Annotated in this window: 17 protein-coding genes; 11 read left to right on the top strand and 6 right to left on the bottom strand. The window is 73.4% G+C overall.

The annotated features are described in order from the left end of the window. The first annotated feature begins 89 nt into the window (after positions 1-89). Both AB0B57_RS15980 and AB0B57_RS15985 read left to right on the top strand, forming a co-directional pair. Positions 90-1,475, top strand: a complete 1,386-nt coding sequence (locus AB0B57_RS15980) for an MFS transporter (RefSeq protein ID WP_357069645.1) — start codon at positions 90-92, stop codon at positions 1,473-1,475. A gap of 69 nt (positions 1,476-1,544) precedes the next feature. Next, positions 1,545-2,042 carry a hypothetical protein gene (locus AB0B57_RS15985; protein ID WP_357069647.1) on the top strand — a complete coding sequence of 166 codons (498 nt, stop codon included), beginning with the start codon at positions 1,545-1,547 and terminating at the stop codon, positions 2,040-2,042. A gap of 111 nt (positions 2,043-2,153) precedes the next feature. On the opposite strand, the gene AB0B57_RS15990 is transcribed toward AB0B57_RS15985, so the two are convergent. Continuing rightward, complete coding sequence (locus tag AB0B57_RS15990; RefSeq protein WP_357069649.1) at positions 2,154-3,689, bottom strand: M1 family metallopeptidase; 1,536 nt, start codon at positions 3,687-3,689, stop codon at positions 2,154-2,156. Between the two features lie 145 nt (positions 3,690-3,834). Between AB0B57_RS15990 and AB0B57_RS15995 the strand changes: the two genes are divergently transcribed. The 5 genes from AB0B57_RS15995 to AB0B57_RS16015 all read left to right on the top strand — a co-directional run bounded on the left by AB0B57_RS15995 (position 3,835) and on the right by AB0B57_RS16015 (position 11,064). Then, entirely contained in the window at positions 3,835-6,585 is a 2,751-nt protein-coding gene (locus tag AB0B57_RS15995; RefSeq protein ID WP_357069651.1) for a hypothetical protein, read from the top strand. 82 nt (positions 6,586-6,667) lie between these two features. Next, positions 6,668-9,223, top strand: coding sequence for an FtsK/SpoIIIE domain-containing protein (locus AB0B57_RS16000; RefSeq protein WP_357069653.1), 2,556 nt, complete (start codon positions 6,668-6,670; stop codon positions 9,221-9,223). After that, on the top strand, positions 9,220-10,170 hold the full coding sequence (locus AB0B57_RS16005) for a hypothetical protein (protein WP_357069655.1): 951 nt from the start codon (positions 9,220-9,222) through the stop codon (positions 10,168-10,170). The genes AB0B57_RS16000 and AB0B57_RS16005 overlap by 4 nt, the downstream gene beginning before the upstream one ends. Before the next feature lie 141 nt (positions 10,171-10,311). Continuing rightward, positions 10,312-10,518 carry a GntR family transcriptional regulator gene (locus tag AB0B57_RS16010; protein WP_357069657.1) on the top strand — a complete coding sequence of 69 codons (207 nt, stop codon included), beginning with the start codon at positions 10,312-10,314 and terminating at the stop codon, positions 10,516-10,518. A 282-nt stretch (positions 10,519-10,800) separates the two neighbouring features. Further along, a complete protein-coding gene (locus tag AB0B57_RS16015; protein WP_357069660.1) occupies positions 10,801-11,064 on the top strand; it encodes a DUF6244 family protein in 264 nt (87 codons plus the stop codon). Between the two features lie 72 nt (positions 11,065-11,136). Here the strand turns inward: AB0B57_RS16015 and AB0B57_RS16020 are convergent, their stop codons facing one another. Next, complete coding sequence (locus tag AB0B57_RS16020) at positions 11,137-11,595, bottom strand: nitroreductase family deazaflavin-dependent oxidoreductase (protein ID WP_357069662.1); 459 nt, start codon at positions 11,593-11,595, stop codon at positions 11,137-11,139. Positions 11,596-11,791: 196 nt separating this feature from the next. Next, the gene (gene map, locus AB0B57_RS16025) at positions 11,792-12,610 is read right to left on the bottom strand and encodes a type I methionyl aminopeptidase (RefSeq protein ID WP_357069664.1); all 819 of its coding nucleotides are present in this window, start codon (positions 12,608-12,610) and stop codon (positions 11,792-11,794) included. Positions 12,611-12,710: 100 nt separating this feature from the next. On the opposite strand from map, the gene AB0B57_RS16030 reads away from it, so the two are divergent. Continuing rightward, positions 12,711-12,977, top strand: a complete 267-nt coding sequence (locus AB0B57_RS16030) for a helix-turn-helix transcriptional regulator (protein ID WP_357069666.1) — start codon at positions 12,711-12,713, stop codon at positions 12,975-12,977. A 150-nt stretch (positions 12,978-13,127) separates the two neighbouring features. Here AB0B57_RS16030 and AB0B57_RS16035 read toward each other — a convergent pair whose 3' ends face one another. Together AB0B57_RS16035 and AB0B57_RS16040 are read right to left on the bottom strand one after the other, a co-directional pair. Next, complete coding sequence (locus AB0B57_RS16035) at positions 13,128-14,114, bottom strand: SEC-C metal-binding domain-containing protein (RefSeq protein ID WP_357069668.1); 987 nt, start codon at positions 14,112-14,114, stop codon at positions 13,128-13,130. A gap of 124 nt (positions 14,115-14,238) precedes the next feature. Beyond that, the gene (locus AB0B57_RS16040) at positions 14,239-15,705 is read right to left on the bottom strand and encodes an MFS transporter (protein ID WP_357069671.1); all 1,467 of its coding nucleotides are present in this window, start codon (positions 15,703-15,705) and stop codon (positions 14,239-14,241) included. Positions 15,706-15,909: 204 nt separating this feature from the next. Here AB0B57_RS16040 and AB0B57_RS16045 point away from each other — a divergent pair, with 204 nt between their 5' ends. Beyond that, positions 15,910-16,485, top strand: coding sequence for a helix-turn-helix domain-containing protein (locus AB0B57_RS16045; protein ID WP_357069673.1), 576 nt, complete (start codon positions 15,910-15,912; stop codon positions 16,483-16,485). Positions 16,486-16,491: 6 nt separating this feature from the next. On the opposite strand, the gene AB0B57_RS16050 is transcribed toward AB0B57_RS16045, so the two are convergent. Beyond that, positions 16,492-17,850: a pentapeptide repeat-containing protein gene (locus AB0B57_RS16050; protein WP_357069675.1), complete on the bottom strand. Its 1,359-nt coding sequence runs from the start codon at positions 17,848-17,850 to the stop codon at positions 16,492-16,494. A 314-nt stretch (positions 17,851-18,164) separates the two neighbouring features. On the opposite strand from AB0B57_RS16050, the gene AB0B57_RS16055 reads away from it, so the two are divergent. Both AB0B57_RS16055 and AB0B57_RS16060 read left to right on the top strand, forming a co-directional pair. Beyond that, positions 18,165-20,387 (top strand): M48 family metalloprotease, encoded by a 2,223-nt coding sequence (locus tag AB0B57_RS16055; protein ID WP_357069677.1) that lies wholly within the window; start codon positions 18,165-18,167, stop codon positions 20,385-20,387. Between the two features lie 12 nt (positions 20,388-20,399). After that, the gene (locus AB0B57_RS16060; protein ID WP_357069679.1) at positions 20,400-20,789 is read left to right on the top strand and encodes a hypothetical protein; all 390 of its coding nucleotides are present in this window, start codon (positions 20,400-20,402) and stop codon (positions 20,787-20,789) included. The last annotated feature ends 1 nt before the right edge of the window (position 20,790 follow it).

Below are 20,790 nucleotides of genomic sequence, written 5' to 3' on the forward strand. Positions count from 1 at the left end.
GGGCAAAAAGGTTTAAGCCGGCAAGACTTGTCGGCTGCCGAACCGCGCCGCGATCGGCCTGATCATCTGCCGATCGCTGGAGGTTCGTCGTGGCCACGGGTGCCACCTTCGCCGCGCTGCGCCACCGTAACTACCGGATCTGGGCGCTCGCCGGCTTCGTCTCCGTCATCGGCACCTGGATGCAGGTCCTCGGGGTCAACTGGTACGTCCTGCGGGAGACCGGCTCCGCGACGTCCATGGGCTTCGCGGTGCTGCTCCAGGCGGCGCCCACGCTGCTGCTCAGCGTCTGGGGCGGTGTGCTGGCCGACCGCCTGCCCGCCCGCCCGCTGCTGATCGCCGCCCAGGTGGCCCACGCGACGCTCGCCGCCGGACTGGCGGCGGTCGCCCTGACCGGGGTCGGCGGTCTGCCGCTGATCTTCGCGATCTCCCTGGCCACCGGTGCCGTCTCGGCGATCGAGGGCCCGGTGATGGGGCGCTGGGCCGCCACCCTCGTCGACCGGGAGACGCTGGGCAACGCCCTGGCGCTCGGGTCGCTCACCAACTCCGCCGGGCGCATCCTCGGCATGAGCCTCGGTGCCGTGGCGGTGGCCGCCGTCGGGCCCGCCCTGCTGTTCGGGATCAACGCGGCCAGCTTCGCCGCCGTGGTGGTGGCGCTGTTCGCCGTACGCCCGGGAGCCGTGCCCGGCCTCGCGGTCCCGGACGGCGGTCGGACCCACGACGGCGTCCGGGCCGGCTTCGCCTACCTGCGGGGGCAGCCGGTGCTGCTGCTCGCGCTCGCCCTGTCGTTCGTGCTCGGCAGCCTGGGCCGCAACTACCAGGTGACGATGGCCGCCATGAGCGACGGGCCGTTGCACGCCGGCGCGTCCGGCTACGGCGTCCTGTCGACCGTGTTCGCGGTCGGAACCGTCGTGGGCGCGCTCGTCGCGGCCCGCCGGCGTTCCCTGGACTACCGGACCCTGGTCACCGCCGGTCTGCTCGCCAGCGGGCTACAGATCGTCGCCGGCCTCGCACCGGGCACCTGGAGCTTCGCGGCGATGATCCTGCCGATCGCCGCCGCCGCGGTGGTCATCGACACCACCGTCGGCACCCGCGCCCAACTCGACACCGACGGCGCGATGCGGGGCCGGGTGCTCGCCGCGCTGGCGGTCACCGGATCGGTCTCGGCCGCGGTCGGTGCGCCGCTGCTCGGCTGGCTCGCCGAACACGCCGGGCCGCGCCAGACGCTCGTGCTCGCCGGCTCCACCGCCGCGATCGCCACGGTGGCGGCGGCCGTCGCTCTGGACCGCCAGCGCGCCCGCGCGGCCCTCGCGCTCGTCGCGCCACGGCCCCGTCATCCGGTACGACGGGTGGCGTGGAGGGCGGCCCGGCTCGTCCGGCCCGCCGGGGCGGTCTGCGTCATCGCGCCCGCCGGGGTGGGGTTGGGCCCGTCCCGGCTCGGGGAGTTGGCCGCGGTCGGGCCGGCGGCAGGCCGCTGAGACAGCTGTCACCCCGGCCAGCCGGCCTGCGGGACCGACCGCCGCGAAGATCATCGTTACGCTGCGGCCATGAACATCGAGGAGCGGCTGCGGTGGACCCGCCGGTGGCTGTGGATCGTGCTGATCGGGCTCTTCCTGAGCGGTGCCACCGCGTTTCCGCTGGAGATCGAGGTGCGTTGGCTCCTGCGCGTACTGGACCCGCTCTCCGGCCAACTCCCCGCCCTGGTCGACTGGATCGAGCGGGTGCACACCGGGCTGGTGACGGCCGGCGAGGACTACCCGTTCCTGCTCTACGGCACCGACTGGTTGGCCTTCGCGCACCTGGTGCTGGCGGTGGCGTTCTGGGGGCCGCTGCGCGACCCGGTGCGCAACGTCTGGGTCGTGCAGGTCGGCATGATCGCCTGCGTGGGCATCGTGCCACTGGCGGTGATCTGTGGCCCGATCCGGGACATCCCCTGGTTCTGGACGCTCATCGACCTGTCCTTCGCGGTCGGTGCGTTCCCGCCGCTCTGGTTCGCCTACCGGCACATCCGCGCCATCGAGGCGAGCGCGGCCCCCACCCCCTGAGCCCTACCCGTCCTGCCGCGTCGATCATGAAGTTGTGGTGGGCAGAAGGTCCACCAGTGCCCGATATGCCAGGCACCACAACTCCATGATCGACGGTGGGGCGGGTGGGTCCTAGTGCGACAGCAGCTCGTGGGACTCGCGGATCTTGGCCCAGGACTTCGGCTGGGTCGGCGCGGCGGTGGCCTTGCGTGCGGTGGTGGCCACGTCGGGGCGGCCGGCGGTGAACAGCCAGGTGGTGAACAGGTCGTCCAGGTCCAGCCCGGAGATCCGTTCGGCCAGGGCCTGGAACTGCTCGATGGTGCCGTTGCCGTGCCGGTGCTCGGCGGTCCAGGCCGGCAGGATCTCGAAGAACGCGTCGTCGCCGACGGCCAGCCGCAGCTGGTGCAGGGTCATCGCGCCCCGGTCGTAGACGGCATCGTCGAAGATCCGTGCCGCGCCCGGGTCACCGGGCAGCACCTGCCAGAACTCGCTGTCGGCCGGATAGCTGGCGTAGGCGAAGTCGAACACCTCCTGCGCGGTGCCCTCGCCCTGTTCCTCCGACCAGAGCCACTCGGCGTACGACGCGAAACCCTCGTTGAGCCAGATGTTGCGCCACTCGGCCACCGAGACCGAGTCGCCGAACCACTGGTGGGCGTTCTCGTGTGCCACCACGTAGGTGTTGGCGCCGCGCCGCCAGAAGCCCGGCCCGTACACCGGTCGGGTCTGCGTCTCCAGCGCGAAGCCGATGCCGTCGACCGGGCCGGCCACGCCGCCCTGTGCCTCGAACGGGTACGGGCCGAAGATCCCGCTCTCCCAGTCGACGATCTCGGCGGTCCGCTCGATGCTGGCCCGCGCCGCCGGCCCGAGCGCACCCAGCGAGGTGCTGTACGCGTTGACCACCGGCTGGCCGCTCGGCGTGGTGTCGGTGACGATGTCGTACTGGCCGATGGCCATGAAGGCCAGATAGGGGGCGGTGGGGGAGGTGGTGCGCCAGATCCACCGGGTGCGGTTGCCGGCCTCGGCCGCCGGTGGCCTCGGCTGCACACCGTTGCTGATCACCTCGACACCGGTGGGCACCGACACCGAGATGTCGAAGGTGGCCTTGTCCAGTGGGTGGTCGTTGCTCGGGAACCACCACCACGCCGACTCGGGTTCGTTGACCGCGAGCGCCCCGTCATCCGTGCGGGTCCAGCCGGTGTAGTCGTTGACAAGGGTCTCCGACGGGATGCCGGCGTAGCGCACCACGATGGTGAGCTGCTGGCCCCGGGTGATCGTGCGGGCCGGGGTGACCACCAGCTCGTGCACACCCGTGGTGCTGGTGCTCGCCGCCCACCCGTTGACCCGCACCGACTCCACGTCGAGCAGGAAGTCCAGATTGAACGCCGAGAGGTCCTGGGTGGCGGTGGCGAGAATGGTGGCAGTGCCGCTGAGCTGGTCGGTCGCCGGGTCGTAGCGCAGCCGGACGTCGTAGTGCTCGACGTCGTAGCCACCGTTGCCGTAGTCCGGGAAGTAGGTGTCGCCCAGGCCGGCCGCGCCGGGTTGCGGCGCGACGGTGACGACGGGCCGGCCCCAGCCGGTCGGAGCGGCCTGGCCGGGGGTGCCGGCGAGCAGGGTGCCGGCGGTGGTGAGGGTCAGGGCGGCGGTGGCCGCCGTGAACATTCGTCGCACGGGGTGGACTCCCTCCATCGGGTGTTCGCCACGTCAACCTAATCGACAACGATGAGCGTCGCCGGCCCGCCACACCCATGGTCGGTCGTCGCCCTCTGGTGTGCCTTGCGCCGCAAGGTCACACTGTGTGGATCGGAGGTGACGCGTGCCGCGATCCGAGGTGCCCAAACGGGAGTTGATCGGCCAGCGACAGTCGCCCGGGGGTCGGGACCGGCTGCCGCCCGGCGGGCTGGAGTTCTTCGCGCTGCTCGCCCGGCTGCTGCGGCGACCCCGCCGTGGCGACCGGCGACTGCCGCTGCTCTGGCTGGTCCGCCCCGAGACCCAGATCCGCTCCGACACCCTGGCCCGCTCCGAGACCCAGGTCCGCGCCGACACGTCGGATCTGATGGTGCCGCTGCGCCGGTTTCTCGGCCAGGGGCCCCGGCGGCGGGTGCCGCACGCCGTGCTGGACGCCGACGTGCCGCCGGGTGCCGGGGACGTACCGGCGCTGCTACGCGAGCTGCACCGGCAGCTCTCCCTGGAGGCGTTCGGTGCCGCGCGGCTGCGCTTCCGGCACTACCCGCTCGCCGACTGGCTGATGCACCAGAGCCTCACCTTCGGCGTCGACGCCGACGACAGCCGGGCGGCCCTGGTACGCCGGCTGCGCGACCGTCGCGGCCCGCGTACCCCGGAGGCGTTGCCCTCCGGTGGTGACGCGGTCAGCATCGTCTCGCAGGTGCTGCTCTGGCTGGTCCGCCGTGCCGTGCCGAGCGTGGTGTTCCGGGCCGCCGTCTCCGGCCGGGTGCCGGTGCTCGGGCGGCACTACACCTGGTTCATGCGCCAGCAGTGCCTCGCGCCCCGGCAGTCGGTCACGTTCCTCGGTTTCGCCGAGCGCCTCACCGCCGGGTGGCGCGACGGCGAGCAACCCGACCAGGTCAACAAGCTGCTGCTGCACGCGTTCCTGGAGGACCTGCGGCAGGCGTACCGGCGTCGGCCGTGGCGGCCCTCGGACTGGCGGCGTACCGCGTACCCGGCGCTGCTGCTCGACCACGTCGCCCCCGGCAACGTCGGCGGGGAGCTGGTCCGCCTGATCGGCGACGTCCGCACCGAGACCGGCCGCAACGACCCGCTGCTCATCGTCGTGTCCGGCGGGCAACCCCCACCGGAGCTGCCCGAACCGCACCCGCTGACCGAGGCCGACGAGGCGTACGACGAGTGGGCCGAGGCGCTGCCGGAGATGCGGCGGCTGCGCCGCCCCGCCGCCTGGCTGGTGGCGTTGCGGCCCGACGACACCGACACCGGCCCGCCGTCGCGGGGCGGGATGCGACCGTTCTCCGCACCCGAACCGCCCTGGTGGTCGCGGCGCTTCCTGCCGGCCGCGCTCAGCCTGGTGCTGCTGGCCGCGGGTGGCGTGTGGGTGGGCAGCCGGTGGGGCCCGGGCTGCCATCCCTCGCTCACCGGTGGCCGGATCTCGGTCGAGGTTGCCGGCAGCGGCGAGTGCGTCGGCTACAGCGACAGCGCGGCTCAGGTGTTCAACAACGACCCCGGCCAGGAGGGGCTGCGGACGATCCAGCGGCGGATCTTCGCGCAGAACCGGGCCGCCGAGGAGGTCTGGCAGCGCAGCGACCGACGCCGACCCTTCCTCACCCTGGTCTACCTGGGCACCCTGACCGGCAACCGGACCCGCGCCGACGAGGAGTCGTACGTCTCCGAGCGGGAAGAGTTGGAGGGGATGGCCACCGCCCAGTACGCGTTGCTGAAGGAGTCGGCCGGTGCCGACGGCGCCGCGCTGCTGCGGATCGTGGTGGCCAACGGTGGCCGGCAGATGCGCTACGCCGACCGGGCCGTGGCGATGCTGGCCGAGCTGGCCCGGGACGACCCCACGGTGCTCGGGGTGGTCGGGCTGGTGGAGAGCCGGACCAGCACCGCCCGCGCGTTGCGCGAGCTGAACAAGGTCGGGCTGCCGGTGCTGGCGCCCACGCTCTCCGCCGACAAGATCGATGCCAACTCCCGCCTCTACCTGCAGATCTCCGCGCCCAACGCCGACCAGGTGAAGCTCGTCGACGCGTACGCCCAGCAGGTGCTGAAGGTCGACCAGGCGCACGTCTACTACACGACGCTGGAGGGCAGCACGCTCAGCGAGGACCTGTACGTGAACACCCTCGTCGACGGGCTGCGGCAACGGTTCGGCACGCGGATCACCCGCCTGGACAAGTGGAGCACCGGTCAACGGTTGACCGACGAGTGCGGCTACCCGGGTCTGCTCTTCTACGCGGGTCGCTGGTCCGAGTTCGACGGTTTCCTGCGGGCGCTGCGTGAGTGCGGCGCCAACCCGCCCCGACACCTGGTCGCCGACGATTCGGCGAACCGCTACATGGCCAACCCCGGGCTGCGCGCCGCCGCGCCCGGCAACCTGCCGGTCACGTACGTCTCCAAGGCCGCGCTTGCCACCTGCGCGGCGCTGCGGGCGGCGCAGGACCGGCGCGACGACGCCCGGGCCAGCTTCCTGTCCTGGATCCAGGCCGACGACCTGCTCGACCCGCCGCGCTGCCGACCGGGCTCCGAGCAGCAGGTCGGCGAGCGGGTCAGCCTCGCCTACGACGCGTCGATGATGCTCATCCGCGCGGTGGAGAGCCTCGCCGCCCGGCTGCACCACGCCGACCCGCGGCAACGCTGGGAGCCGACGTCGGTCAACCCGGTCGCGGTGCACGCGGAGGTGCTCCGGCAGAACGCCGGGCAGGGCTACCCGGGGGTCGCCGGGCTGATCCGGTTCACCCCCGACTCGGGTGAGCCGGTCGACAAACGGCTCGCCCTGATGCGGGTGGAGCAGGTGCCCGACGTGGCGACGGCGCCGGTGGAGGTGTTCCGCTGTGGGGTGGCCGACGCGTCCACCCCGGCAACCTGCGGCCCGGCGTGACACGGCCCTGGGACTGTCCGGTTGTCCCAGGTGTCCGTTAGGGTTCCTGGGACCAGACGGCCGTTGGCGTTGGGGGCAGAGGTTGGGCAGGCTCGCGTCGGCGTACGAGCAGGCGGTCCGCTCCCACCGAGCGGCCCGGTCGCACCTGGACACCGCCCGCGGCGTGCTCGGCGCGGCGTCGACGACCGTCGCGCCGGCCGGCACCGCCGAGCTGGTGGCCCGCCTCGCCCACGTCGGCGGCACCCTGGCCACTCCCGCGCCCGGTGCTACGCCGCTGACCGACGAGCCGACCGCGGTCCGCATCGGCGCGGCGTCCACCCCGGACGGCGGCTTCCCGGTGCTGGTCCCGCTCGGTGGCGGCCACCACCTGGCGCTGGACGCCGATGTCCGGGACCCGCAGGTCGCCGGGTTGTTGCGGGCGCTGGTGCTGCGGCTGGTCGCCACCGCGCCGCCCGGTCAGGTCCGGGTCGCCGGCATCGACACCGCCGCGGTGGGCGCCACCTTCGGCCCACTGCGCCCGTTGCTCGACGCCGGGGTGCTGCACCCACCGGCGACCGGCGAGGCGGAGGTGGCCGCGCTGCTGGACACCGCCGAGCGGCACGCCCGCGCGGCGCAGCACGCCCAGCCCGCCGCCCGGCACCTGCTGGTGGTGGTCGCCACCGCCGCACCGCCGCCGCGCGAGCTGGCCCGGCTCGCCGCGCTCACCCATGCCGGCCCGGCCGCCGCCGTCTGCGTGCTGCTTGCCGGCCACCCGTCGCGGCTGCCCGGCGCGACCCCGACGCCGCTGGGCGGCACCACCGCGGTCCGGCTCAACCAGGGGTACGCGCACGTCGGCGACCCGCCCGGCACCCCGTTCAGTGTGGACGGCACCGGTCTCGCCGCTCCCGTCCTGCTCGACGGTGATCCGCCGTCGGCGTCGGTACGCGCGCTCGCCGACCACCTGGCCGCCGCCGCCCGCCGCTCCGACGCGCTGCCCTTCACCGACCTGCTGCCCGAGCGGCGCTGGGTCGAGTCCGCCGCCAACGGCCTGCGGACGGTGATCGGCCGGGCCGGCGGCACCGCGCCGACAGTCGCCCTCGACACCCCGCTGACGCTCGCCTTCGACGACGCCACCCCGCACTGGCTGGTCGGTGGGCGCACCGGCGCCGGCAAGACCGTCTTCCTGCTCGACGTCCTCTACGGGTTGGCCGCCCGCTACTCTCCGGCCGAGTTGCAGCTCTACCTGCTCGACTTCAAGGAGGGCGTGAGCTTCACCGAGTTCGTGCCCACCAGTCGCGACCCGTCCTGGCTGCCCCACGCCCGTGCCGTCGGCATCGAGTCCGATCGCGAGTACGGTCTCGCCGTCCTGCGCGAGCTACGCCGGGAGGCGCAACGCCGGGCCACCGCGCTGAAGCGTCACGGCGTCACCAAACTCGCCGACCTGCCCCGGGACAATCCGCTGCCGCGCGTCGTGGCGGTCATCGACGAGTTCCACGTGCTGCTCGCCGGCAACGACGCGTTGGCCCGCGAATCCGTCGACCTGCTGGAGGAGCTGGCCCGCAAGGGCCGCTCGTACGGCATCCACCTGGTGCTGGCCAGCCAGAGCATGACCGGCATCGAGGCCCTCTACGGGCGGGCCGAGGCGATCTTCGGTCAGTTCGCGTTGCGGGTGGCACTGCCCGGCGGTGGCGGCGTGCTCGACCAGCTCAACACCGCCGCCGCGGCCCTGCCGATCGGCTCCGCCGTGGTCAACACCGCCGCCGGTGCGGTCGGCGCCGACACGGTGCTGCGCTTCCCCGACGCGCACGCCGCGGCGGCGGACCTCGCCGCGCTGCGCCACGAGCTGTGGCAGGCCCGCCCGCCGGGCTCGCGGGCACCGGCGGTCTTCAAGGGGTACGAAGCCGCGCGGGTCGAGGACGACCCCACCTTCGCCGGGCTGCGCCCCGGTGGCCGGCGTCCGATGGCCCTGGTCGGCCGGACTGTCGACGTGCACGGCACCACCGCGCTGTTCCTGATGGACGCCACCCCCGGCCGGCACCTCGCCGTGGTGGGTACCGCACCGGCCGGCGCGGACGTGCTGCGCGCCGCGACGCTGAGCCTGGCCCGTCAGCACACCCCCGGCGACGTCCGGTTCCAGCTGGCCGCCCTGGTCCCTGCCGCCGCCGGGGTCGCCGACGACACCGAAACCGCCCTGCGGGCCGACGGCCACGAGGTGCGGCGCCTCGACGCCGCCGGGCTGCGCGAGCGCGTCGCCACGCTGGCCGCCGAGCCCACCGGTCGGGAATACCTTGTCGTGTTCGGCATGGACGCCGCCGCGCCGGTCCTCGGGGCCACCGACCCGGGCACCTTCCGCTCCGGCCTGGACGACCTGCGCACCCTGCTGCGCCAGGGCCCCGGGCAGGGGGTGCACCTGCTCGGCTGGTGGCGTGGGCTGCGCCGGCTCGCCGACGACCTCGGCGGCACCCAGAACCGCGACGACGTCGCCTGCCTGGTGGCGCTCAACGTGCCCGGCAGCGAGCTGGCCCTGCATCTCGGGACACACGACCTGGCCTACACGCCCCGCGCCGACCGGGCGCTGCTGATCGACCGGCACGACCAGCGCACCCGGCTGATCGTCCCGTTCGTCGGCGAAGAGCACGAGCCGGACGGGGAGCGGTGACAGTGTCCTTCGAGGAGTACGCGGCGCTGGCCCGACAGCTCGCCGAGCAACGCCGCACCGGCGAGCAGCACGCCGCCGCCGAGTCCGAGCGCCGCCGTGACCTGCACGCCGCCGTCGATTACCTACACCAGCGGCTGACCGCCCAGGGGCACCGGCTCGACCAGCTCGGCCGAGCCATCGGCATCGACCAGCCGCCCGCCGGCCCCGTCCCAGGTTCCGCGAGTCCGAGCGAGACCGCCGCCTGGCCCGGCCCACCGTCCGGCTCGGGCTCGGCGTCGGCGTCCGGCTCCGGTCCGGCCTCCGCTGGCGGGCCCGCCCGTTCCAGCGCGGCTGGCTCTGGCTCGGCCTCCGCTACCGGGGCTTCGACGGCACCCGGAACCGGGGACGGGGGGCCCGACGGCGCAGCCGGCGTGTCGGGGCGGGCGGGGGTCGGGGCGTACCCCGAGGTGCCGGCGGGGGAGGCGCGGCTGGCGCTGCCGACGGCGGTGAGCCCGGCGGGCGCCGGGGTGCCGGCGCAGCGGGCGGCGGCGGTCGACCCGGTGGTGGAGTTGGAGTTGGCCCGGCGGATGGCCGACGAGGCCGACCGGCACGGGCAGCAGGCGGAGTTGTTGGCCCAGCGGCCGGCACTGCTGCCGACGTGGTCGCCGCTGGCGCGGGCGGTCGCCGTCTACGCCGGCTGCGGGGCCGCGGCCGGGGTGGTCGTGCTGGCCCTGGTGCTCGCCTCCGGGGTGGGCCTGGTGGACGGGTTCACCCTCGGCGCGTGGATCTGCGCGGGGTTGCCGGCGGTGGCGTTCTTCGGGGGGTACCTGGTGCTGGGTCGGTGGGGTCGGCCCGCCATGGTCGCCGGCACCCCGCCGCGTTACCTGCCGCTCGGGTTCCTGATCTGTTTCCTGCTGGTGCCGATGGCCTACTGCGCCTACCTGCTGCTGGTCCGCGGCCTGCGCTGAGCCCCGCCGCGGTCCGCGCCCGGCTGGCCCGCGCCCGGCCTGCGCCCGGCCTCTCGCCCTGTTGCGCTCACTGCCGGTCGGACTGGGCTGGGGCGCCTACCTGTTTGCGATCCGTGCCCTGCGGCGAGTCGTCGGCGGCGTGTGCGGCGGCAACCAGGATTTCGTCGAGTTCGCGGTCAGATCAAGTCTGGCGAACTTGCGCCGGGAGACAAGCTGCCCTCGACCTCCGAGCTGTGCCGTCAGCATGACGTCTCGGCCATCGTCGTTCGTCAGGCCATCAAGCGGCTCAAGATCGAGGGCCTGGTGGAAGGTGTTGGTGGTGTTGGCGTGTTCGTCGCCGACCGCTGAACGTCCGACCGCCCCGACGCTTTCTCGGTCGCCGCGTTGCTCCAATCTTGGACAGTTTCCGTTAGCTCGTAACGGAAACTGTCCAAGATCTGGGTCGTCAACCGGACCCGATCGAGGTCCGTGGTAAAACTCCGTCAGAGCCGCTCGTTTGCGCGCATCCACTGTGCACGAGGTGACGCGGGAGGTAGCGGCCGGTCGCGCTGGGTGCGCGGATCTCGTACGCTCCCAGGTGGTCTCCGCCGGTGCGGTGGTGGAGGCGATGGTTGATACGGGGAGGTGCGCGTGAGCGCAGCACAGATCATCGCGAGGTTGGCGGCGGCGTCGCAGAAGCTGGACGAGGCGAAGGCCAAGACCGCAGCGGCAGCCCAGGACGCGTCCGAGGCGCGAGCACTCGTCGCCGGTGCGCTGGAGGGTGTGGCCGCCGGTCCGCTGGTCGGCATGATCGATTCTTACCGCCAGGCGCTCGCGCAGGCGTCCCAGGGCGGTGACCCGGCCAAGCAGCACGTGCAGGAGACGATCGCCAAGGTCCGAGCGCTGGGAAACTGACCACGGGTGGTGGCAGCAGAACCCACCAACCACCGTGGGATGGAGTGACCTTCCGGTCATCCGCTTTTCTGGCTAGAGCGCCCGACCGGGTGCGCGTTCGATGACGACGACGGGGATCTCGCGGTCGGTGCCCTTCTGGTAGCGGGCGTACGTCGGGAAGACCTTCGTCATCACCGGCCACAGCCGGACCCGCTCCTCGGCCGTCGCCGTCCGGGCCTGCCCGGTGAACCGCTCCGCGCCGACCTGCACCTCGACCGTCGGGTCGGCGCTGAGGTTCAGATACCAGGCGGGGTGCTTGCTGGCGCCCCCGTTGGAGGCCACCAGCAGGTGGTTGTCGCCGTCGCGGCCGTACATCAGGGCGGTGCGGCGCAGCTTGCCCGACCGGCGTCCGCGCGTGGTGAGCAGCAGCGACGGTACGCCGTAGAAGGTGTCGCCGTCGGCGCCGTCGGTCTGCACGTAGCGCCGGACGTGCTCGGCGACCCACCCGACCGGGCTGTCCTCGATCGTCTCGTGCTGCTCCTGTGCCGTCACGGCATCGTCTCCTCTCGGGCCTGCCCAGAGGCGGGGGACCGGTAGCGGGCCGGGTCGGCGGCCGTGGCGACCGCCGGCGGGCCGGGAACAGGGTCCGGCCCGTTCCGGACTCCGGACTGCCGGGCCCTGTTCGAAGCATTGTGCCGGACCGCCGGTCGCCTCGCCGACCGTGCGTTCGCCGCCGAAGCCGGGCCGGTCAGGACGTGGCGGTGGACTGTCCACTGCGGTCGGCCGGTCGGGTGCCCTGCCCGGGGCGGGTGGTCAGCACCTGCGGGCCGGCCTCGGTGATCGCGACGGTGTGCTCGGAGTGGGCGGTGCGTGAGCCGTCGGCGGATCGGATCGTCCACCCGTCCTTGTCAAACTTGATCTTGTCGGTGCTGCGGCAGAACCACGGCTCGATCGCGATCGTCAGGCCGGGCTTGAGCTTCATGCCTCGGCCGGACCGGCCGCTGTTGGCGACGTGCGGGGCCTCGTGCATGGTGCGGCCGATGCCGTGCCCGCCGAACTCGTTGTTGACCTGGTAGCCGTAGCGGTGGGCGACCTCGCCGATGGCGGCGGAGACGTCGCCGAGCTGGTTGCCCGGCTGCGCGGCGTCGATTGCGGCGGTCAGCGCGACCTCGGTGGCCTCGATCAGCTTCAGGTCTTCCGGGGCGGGGGTGCCGACGATGACCGACAGCGCGGAGTCGGCGACCCAGCCGTCGATCCCGACCGCCATGTCGATGCTCAGCAGGTCACCGTCGCGCAGGACGTAGTCGTGCGGCAGGCCGTGCAGCACGGCGTCGTTGACCGAGAGGCACAGGACGTTGCGGAACGGGCCGCGGCCGAACGACGGCGCGTAGTCCCAGTAGCACGACTCGGCGCCACGCTCCTTGATCCGACCGCGGGCGTGGTGTTCGAGGTCCATCAGGTTGACCCCGACGGCGGCGACCTCCCGCAGCTCCGCCAGCAGCTCGCCGACGAACTGGCCGGTCACGGCCATCCGTTGGATTTCCTCGGGGGACTTAAGCTCGATCACGACCAACCCTCCCTGTCCGTAGCGGTATATTTATACCACGCCTCGGCGCGTCCGCCCGGATGGCGTTGCTGCTCCGCCGAGGCAGATCTATCCTGCTCACATGGTTCGCCCACCGCTCACACCCGCGCAGATCGCCGCGGGTCAACGTCTCGGTGCGGCGCTTCGGGTCGCGCGAGGTCGCCGCCCCCTCGTCGAGGTGGCCCTGGCGGCCGGCATCTCGCCGGAGACCCTCCGCAAGATCGAGGTGGGCCGGCTCCCGGCACCCGCGTTCGGCACTGTGGTCTGCCTCAGTGAGGTCCTCGGCGTCGCGCTCAGCGACCTCGCCGAGGTGTGGCTGGCCGACCTGCGCGTCCGCGAAGCGTCCTGAGGACCAACCGCGCGAGCACGACCCGCTCCGGCCAACCGCGCCAGCGACACCCGGGCGGGCAGTCGGTCCGCCGCCGCGAGCGGCGAACCTACCGGCAGCCGCGCGAGCGGCGAAGCACACCGGCCAGCCGCGCGAGCGGCGAGCACACCGTCAGCCGCGCGAGCGCGGCAGGCAGCATTTCTTGTACTTCGTACCCGATTCGCACCAGCAGGCGTCGTTGCGGCCGGGCGGCCAGGCCCGCAGGTCGGGCCCGGTGAGGGAGTCGGCGTAGTCGTCCTGGGTCTCCTCGTCGGTGGGGTCGCTGCCCTCGCGTTCGGCGAAGGCCGCCAGCCCGGCGACGGAGCCGACGACCACGCCCAGGTCGGCGCCGCCCAGCCCGGACGCCTCGACGAGGGCTCGTTCGATCTGGGCGCGGTGTTCGTCCCAGGTCGCGGGGTAGCTGTCGGCGAGTGCGGGCCAGCGCAGCAGCAGCGCGGTGAACTCCGCCTGCGGCCAGAACAGCAGCGTCGCCGGGCCGTCGTCGAGGGCGTCGAGCGCGTGGTCGCTCGCGGCGCGCAGCCGGTCGGCGAGGTTGTCGTACTCGTCGTGGGGTAGGCCCATCTCCTCGCGCAGGTTGTGCCGCCGCTGGGTCAGGCCGTAGATCATGGCCGCGGCCTCGTCCTGGGCGTCCTCGGAGTCGTGCTGCTGGGTGCGGGTGCGTTCCAGGATCGCGTCCAGCGCGGTGGTGAGCCATTCCAGCGCCAGGTCGGTGTGGCCGGATTCGGCCAGCTCGTCGACCACGTACGTGGCGTTGGGGTTGGTCTCCAGCAGCGGGCGCAGGGCGGTCAGCTCGGCGATGCCCTCGTCGGAGCGGCCGAGGCGCAGCAGCAGGCCGGCGCGCACCGACCGGGCGTACACGTCCTCGTCGGGTTGCTCGGCGATGGCGCGGGTGGCCAGCGCGAGTGCGTCGGCCAGGTCGCCCGCCTGCTCCAGGATGTCCGCGGCCACCAGCAGGGCGTAGCCGGTGTCGTCGGGGTCAGCGACCCGCCCCTCGTCGACGGCGCTCACCAGCTCGGCGACGAGCGCGGCCGGGTCCGGGCTCTTGGGGCCCAGTGCGCCGATCTCTTCAATGCGGTCGGCGGTCAGCAACTCGGACATGGGCGCATCCTGAAAAGACGACGAGCGGTGGGTGGGGGAGCGGCCAGCGTACTCCCGGACCTGGCTCAGCCCGGGCGGCGAACCGCCCAGGCTGCGCCACGTTCCCTCAGCGGGTCGCGGGCCCTCAGCGGGTCGCGGGCATGGTGGCGAACTCGCCGGCTAGCTCCGACTCGACGATCGTCGCGGTGGACGGCCGGCGACCGGTCGCCTTCCGCCGGGCGGACGGGACGGCGAGGGCCGCGAGCGCGGCGGCCAGGGCGATCGCCGTGAGGACGAGAAACCCGGTCGTGAAGCCGGCCTCCCGGGGCAAGCCGTTGGCCTGCGGGTGGGCGGTGATCACGCCGCTGACCACGGCGGCGCCGATCGCGCCTCCGATGGTGCGGATGTTGGCGTTCATGCCGGTCGCCACGCCGGTCTGGCTGGCCGGCACGCTGGCGACGATCAGGTTGGCCATCGCCGCGAAGGCCAGGCCGATGCCGAGGCCGACCAGGCCGCCGGCGATGCCGACCTCCCAGCGGGTGTCGTGGGCGGCGGTGAGCATCGCGGAGGCGGCCACGTTGAACGCGGCGCCGGTGGCGAGCTGCGCCTTGGCGCTGAAGACGGCCTGGAGTCGGCCGGCGACGAGACCGGCGACGAACATCGCGACGAGCATCGGCAGCATGAGCAGCCCGGCCTGGCTGATGCTCGCCCCGAAGCCGTAACCGGCGGCGGTCGGGGTCTGCACGAACTGCGGGAGGAACGCGTACACGGAGAACATCGACGCGCCGTAGAGCAGGGCGACCAGGTTGGTGGTCCAGACGCCGGGCAGGCGCATCATCCGCATGTCGATGAGTGGGTTGCTGGAGCGCAGTTCGGCGACCAGCCAGCCGACCAGCAGCACCACGGCGAGCGCCAGCAGAGCGAGCACCCGGGTGGAGGTCCAGCCCCAGGCCGCGCCCTGGCTGATCGGCAGCAGCAGCGCCACCAGCCAGCCGGAGAGCAGCAGGGTGGCGCGCCAGTCGATGCGCCCGGGGGTACGGACCGGCGACTCGGGCACGAACAGGTGGGCGGCCACGGCGGTCAGCCCGACCACGACCATCGGGATCCAGAACAGCCAGCGGTAGTCCAGCGTGGTGACGATCGGGCCGGCCAGCACGATGCCCAGGCCGCCGCCGACGGCGACGATCGCCGAGATGGCGGCCACGGCGGTGGAGACCCGCGCGGCCGGGAACTCGTCGCGGATGATGCCGAACGACAGGGGGAAGACCGCCCCGCCGATGCCCTGCACGACCCGGGCGAGGATGAGGACGCCGATGTTCGGCGCGATGGCGGCCAGCAGGCAGCCGAGCGCGAGCGCGGCGAGCGAGACGACGAGCATCCGTTCCTTGCCGACCATGTCGCCGACCCGGCCGAGGATCGGCGTGAAGATCGACGCGGAGAGCAGGTAGGCGGTCAGGACCCAGGTCACGGTGTTCTGGGAGGTGTGCAGATCCTGCTGGATGGTCGGTAGCACGGGGGTGATCAGCGACTGGAGCATCGCGAAGAACCCGGCACCGGCCGCGAGCACGGTGAAGGTGAGCCGGCGCGAGCTGCGTCGGGAGGTTACTGCCACGAGAGAAGGCTCCCCTGATTACGTACTGAGCCCGTCTGCGACGGGCAGGGCTGTCGGGTCCGGGCGATCGGGTGGCCAGGCGGCGATCGGGCGGGTACCGAGGTAAGCTAACCGGAGGCAGGCCTCCGGGATTCCGGAGGGGTGCCTCCACTAAGCTAGCGGAGGGTTGCCTCCGGATGCAACCAGGGTGAGGTGACGCACGTCATGACCAGCGCGGGGCAGGTGCCCGAGGTCTTCGCCCAGCGGCCCAGGCGGGCCGACGCACGGCGTAACTACGACGCCCTGATCGTGGCGGCGCGCGAGGCGTTCGCCGAGAACGGCGCCGCCGCCTCGCTGGAGGACGTGGCTCGGCGGGCCGGGGTGGGCATCGGCACCCTCTACCGCAACTTCCCCAGTCGGCGGCACCTGTTCGAGGCCGTCTACGTCGAGGAGGTCCGGGCACTGAGCCGCTCCGCCGAGGACCTGGCCGAGCTGCCCCCGTGGGACGCGCTCGTCGCCTGGCTGCACCGGTTCGTCGCGTACGTCGCCACCAAGCGGGCGCTCGCCGAGCAGCTGCTGCACGACTCGGAGATCTTCACGAGCTGCCGGACGGAGATCTACGCCGCCGGCGAGCCGCTGATGCGCCGCGCCCAGGGTGCCGGCGCGGTCCGTGCCGACGTCAGCTTCGACGACGTGATCCGCCTGATCAGCGGCCTCACCATGGCCCAGTTTCCGTCACCGGAGCAACGCGACCGGGTGCTCGGCGTGGCCCTGGACGGCCTGCGCGCTCCCACCCGCTGACCCGCGTCAGCGGTCGACAAGCAGCAGCCACTCGTCGTCGAACCGTTCCACCACCGTGCCCGCCGGCCAGCGGTGACCGAGATCGACCATCGCCCGGGCCTGGTCGACCTGCGGCGGCCGGCTGAACTGTGCGTCGCGGAAACTGGCCATGCTGTGGAACCGGGCCCGGCCGAAGTTCGCGGCGTCGGTGAAGCGGGCCCGGTCGAACAACGCCTCCGCGCCGAACAGCGTCCAGCGGAACAGCGCCATGTGCCGGAAACGGACGGAGTGGAAGTTGACCGAGCCACCGAACTCGGTGTGCTCCATGGACAGGGCGGCGTCGAAGACGGCCTCCCGGAACGTGGCGGCGTCCTCGAAGCGGGTCGCGTCGAAGCTGCTCGGCTCACCGAAGGTCGCTCGGCGAAACGAGGTCAGGCCGGCGAAGCTGGATCGCCGGCAGGACAGTTCACCGGCGAACGTGGCCCCGTCGAAGCTGGCCAGACCGCCGACGCGCACGCCGTCCAGCAGGACCGCACCGTCGGCCCCGAGACCCTCGAAGCTCACGTCGCCGAAGGTGGCCGCCCCGAGCAGGAGTCGCCCCCGGGTCGTCGCACCCGCGAAGGTGGTCGAGCCGGTGAACGTCGCCCCGGTGAAGGTCGCGTCGACGAGCGTGCAGCCCGCGGCGTCGAAGTCGACGAGCGCCGCACCGGTCAGGTCGAGCGTCAGCTCCGGCCAGTGGGTCGCGTCGTCCGCGCGCAGGTGCCGGGTGAGCACGCGCTGCGCGGTGCGCCGGACCTCCGTCTCGCGCGGCTCGCCGTCCGGCGCCGGCATCCGCAGGTACGCGCAGAGCACCGCCGCGATCGTCGCGCGCTGCCGCGGATTGTCCTGACCGAGGCGCTCCAGCGCGTGCAGGCCGCCGAGGCGTACCGCCGCGCTGTCGTTGCCGAGCAGCTCGACCGCCCGGGTGTACAGCTCGGTCAGCCGGCGCTCCGCCGCGTCGTGCTCGGCGGCTCCGGACTGCCGGTCCTGGTGGCGCTGGGCGGCCTCGGCCACCGCCTCGGCGTGCGCCTGCACCCGGTCCCGGTGCGCCTGGTCCCGGGCGGCGACGCTCTCCTGATGCCGCTGGGCGCGCTCGGTGATCCACTGACGGCGGGCGGCCAGCAGCAGGGCCAGCCCTCCGCCGGTGCCGGCGACCACGGTCAGGCCGGTGCGGATCGCGTCGATGCGCAGTGTGGCGCGGGTGTCCGGCTGGCCAGCCCGGTCGGCCTCGGCGAGCAGCAGGCCCAGCACCAGCCAGCCCAGCGCGGCGGCGACCACCAGGCCGACCAGCACCAGCCACCAGGGCATCACCCGCAACTGGCGCTCGGGAGGTTCGTCGGCGGCCACGGCCACAGCATGCCATTCGCGGTCACCGCCCGGGGGTACGCACCGGGCCGCGGGTCTGGTGTGGAGCGGGGCCGAATTGCCGGCTTCGTACACCATCGTGCGCGGTGCCGTGGTGGGCGGCCCGGTGCGACCCGACCGCCTCGCGCGCTGCGTCCGCGGGCGGTCCCGGACGGGCCGTCCGCACGGATGCGCGACGGCGAAATGTCGGGTGGACGACGTTCCCGGGAAAGGGGGTGTGCGCCATCGGATGCGCTCGATAGCCTGCAGCCGCTGTCCAATCGCGACAGACGTGACGTCTCAGAGGAGCAGCGCGCATGACCGAGCCGCACACCGTGCCGCCGGAGGGCACCCCGCCGACCGTGCCGCAGCTCGACGTCCGGGCGGCCGAGCCACCGACCGCCGAAGCCCCGCCACCCACCGGCGGGTTCGCCGACCGGCCACCCGGCTATCCGAGTGCGCTGGTCTGGCTGCGCGCCGGGATCCTGCGGGACTGGCGCGGCGTGCTCGGCGCGTTCGTCGCCACCTGGTTCTACCTGCCGATCGCGCTGCTCCTGGCGGTCTCGGGCGGTCTCATCCTCGCCGTCACCGGGCTCTTCGCCGGCGCGTTGGGCGCCGATGACCAGGTGCCCCAGGCGCTGCGCGACGCCCCGCTGATCGGCTCCCTGCTGGAGGCGTTCCTGACCCGCTCCGGCGGGGTGCTCGGCGGCGTGACCGGCTTCGTCGTCGGTTCCCTGATCGGCTTCCTCGCCGTGCTGGTGGTGCCCTGGCTGGGCACCACCGACGGCCCCATCCCGCTGGTCACCGGCCTGGTCGGCACCGTGGCCGCGGCGGCGCTGATCGGGGTGCTCTACACCCTCTACCGAGTGCTGCTGGAACCACGCCTGCTGGTGGTCTCCGGTGCCCGCCAGCCCAGCCGCCGGGAGTCCGCGCGGCTGCGCCCCGTGCTGGACGAGTGCGCCCGGCGGCTCGGCCTGGACAGCGTGCCCCGGCTGCTGATGGAGGACGACCCGGTCCTGAGCAACGCCCGCACGTACGCCCGGCACGTGGTGGTCACCACCGCCCTGCTGACCGAGCCGGACGACGAGGTCGCCGCGCTGCTCAGCCACGAGCTGGTGCACTGGCGCACCGGAGACGAGATCACCAGTGCCTTCGTCCGCGGTGTGGGCCTGCCGCTGACCCTCGCGCACGCGCTGCCGACCTGGCTGATGCGGACGTTCCCGCACCCGGGCACCAACTTCGTGGTCTTCCTGTTCTTCTGGCCGGTGCTGCTCACCATGCGCTACGTGGTGCTGCCGCTGCACGCCCGCGACGTGCGGGCGGCCGAGTACCGGGCCGACCTCGGCGCCGTGCTCACCGGGCACGTCGACGGGATGCGACGCGTCCTGGAGCGGCGGCTGTCCTTCGAGACCGGCCGCAGCGGCTGGGACGAGGCGGTCTGCGCCACCCACCCGCCGCACGAGCTGCGGCTCGACGCGCTGGAGCGGGCGTCGGTCGCCGGTGTGCCCGCCGGAGCCGGTGTGCCCGCCGAGACGGACGAGCCCGTCACCGCCGAGCGGCTGTTCGGCCACTCCGGCCCGGTCGGCACCCGCCGCACCTGGCTGCTGGTCGGCGCCCTCATGCTCGCGGCCTGCGTCGGCACCGGCGGGCTCGGCGTGGTGCAGTGGGCGTTCTTCCGACCACAGGCGACTGTCGACGGATACTTCTCCGCGCTCGCCGACCGGGACAGCGACGCCGCGCTCGACTTCCTGAGCGACCAGAGCGGTGTCACCGACCGCAAGCTGCTCGCCCAGCTGCTGCGCGGCAAGGGCTACCGGCCGCCGACCGACGTCGAGATCACCGAACTGGACCGTGACGGCGACAGCGCCACCGCCACCGTGGCGTACCGGTTGGCCGGCGAGCGGCGTACCGCGCAGGTTGCCCTGCGCCGTGACGACGAGGCCACCGCCGGGCTCTTCCACGGCTGGCGGTTGAGCGGCGGGCTGACCCCGCTCGACACCCCGATCGCCGGGCCCGGCGTGCAGCTCAACGAGGTGGCGCTGCCGGGTGCCGCCGAGGGTCCCGCGCTGGTGCTGCTGCCCGGTGAGTACACGGCGACCGGCCCGTCCAGCGTGCTCAGCGAGACGCCGAGCGAGATCGTGGCGGTCGGCCCGGGGCAGAGCACCGCCACCCTGCTACTGGCCCCGGTGCTCAAGCCGGCGGCCGGCGAGGCCGTCGAGGCCCGCGTCCGCGCCTGGTTGGACGAGTGCGCCAAGCAGACGGTCGCCGCACCGCCGGGCTGCCCGTTCCGCTACTACGGCGGCTCCGCGCAGAAGGTCACCTGGAAGATCCTGGAATACCCGAAGATCGCCGTCGAACTGACCGGCCCGTCCAGCGCGCAGGTCACCACGCCGTCCGAGACCCGGGGCAGGGTGCAGGTCAGTGGCACCAGCACGTACTTCGGCACCAACTCGCCGTTCACCGACGAGGACACGTTGACCGTGGCGGGCGTCGCCACCGCCGACGGGGACACCGTCGACTTCCGCCCCGCCGCCAACTGACCGGGAGCAACCGTGACCGACAGTGACACCGCCGCGCGACTGCCCGTCCGGCTGACCATCAGTCCGCGGCACCGGCAGGCGCCACCTGTCGCCCTGCTCGACTGGATCCACCGCAACCCGCAGTACCGGCCGGTGGTCCGCCAGGCCGGCGGCGGGGGACGGGCGGGCTTCAGCGACGCGGTGATCATCGCGGTGCTGGCCCAGGGGCTGCTCCCCGGGCTGTTCAACCTGTTGCAGTCCTGGGTCGACCAGCAGCGCACCGAGGCCAGCATCCGGATCCAGGCCGGGGACACCGAGGTGGAGTTACAGGTGAGCGGCCGCACCGATTCGGCTCGCCTGCTGGCCCAGGCGACCGAGGCGCTGCGGGCCGCCCGGGAGACCGGCCCGGACGCCGCCGACTGAG

Source organism: Micromonospora sp. NPDC049101 (assembly GCF_040648675.1).
Classification (GTDB): Bacteria; Actinomycetota; Actinomycetes; order Mycobacteriales; family Micromonosporaceae; genus Micromonospora.

Coding starts and splice junctions, on each gene's coding strand:
- AB0B57_RS16055 (WP_357069677.1), top strand. CDS start 18,165: ATGACCGAGCCGCACACCGTGCCGCCGGAGGGCACCCCGCCGACCGTG.
- AB0B57_RS16045 (WP_357069673.1), top strand. CDS start 15,910: ATGACCAGCGCGGGGCAGGTGCCCGAGGTCTTCGCCCAGCGGCCCAGG.
- AB0B57_RS16035 (WP_357069668.1), bottom strand. CDS start 14,114: ATGTCCGAGTTGCTGACCGCCGACCGCATTGAAGAGATCGGCGCACTG.
- AB0B57_RS16030 (WP_357069666.1), top strand. CDS start 12,711: ATGGTTCGCCCACCGCTCACACCCGCGCAGATCGCCGCGGGTCAACGT.
- AB0B57_RS15985 (WP_357069647.1), top strand. CDS start 1,545: ATGAACATCGAGGAGCGGCTGCGGTGGACCCGCCGGTGGCTGTGGATC.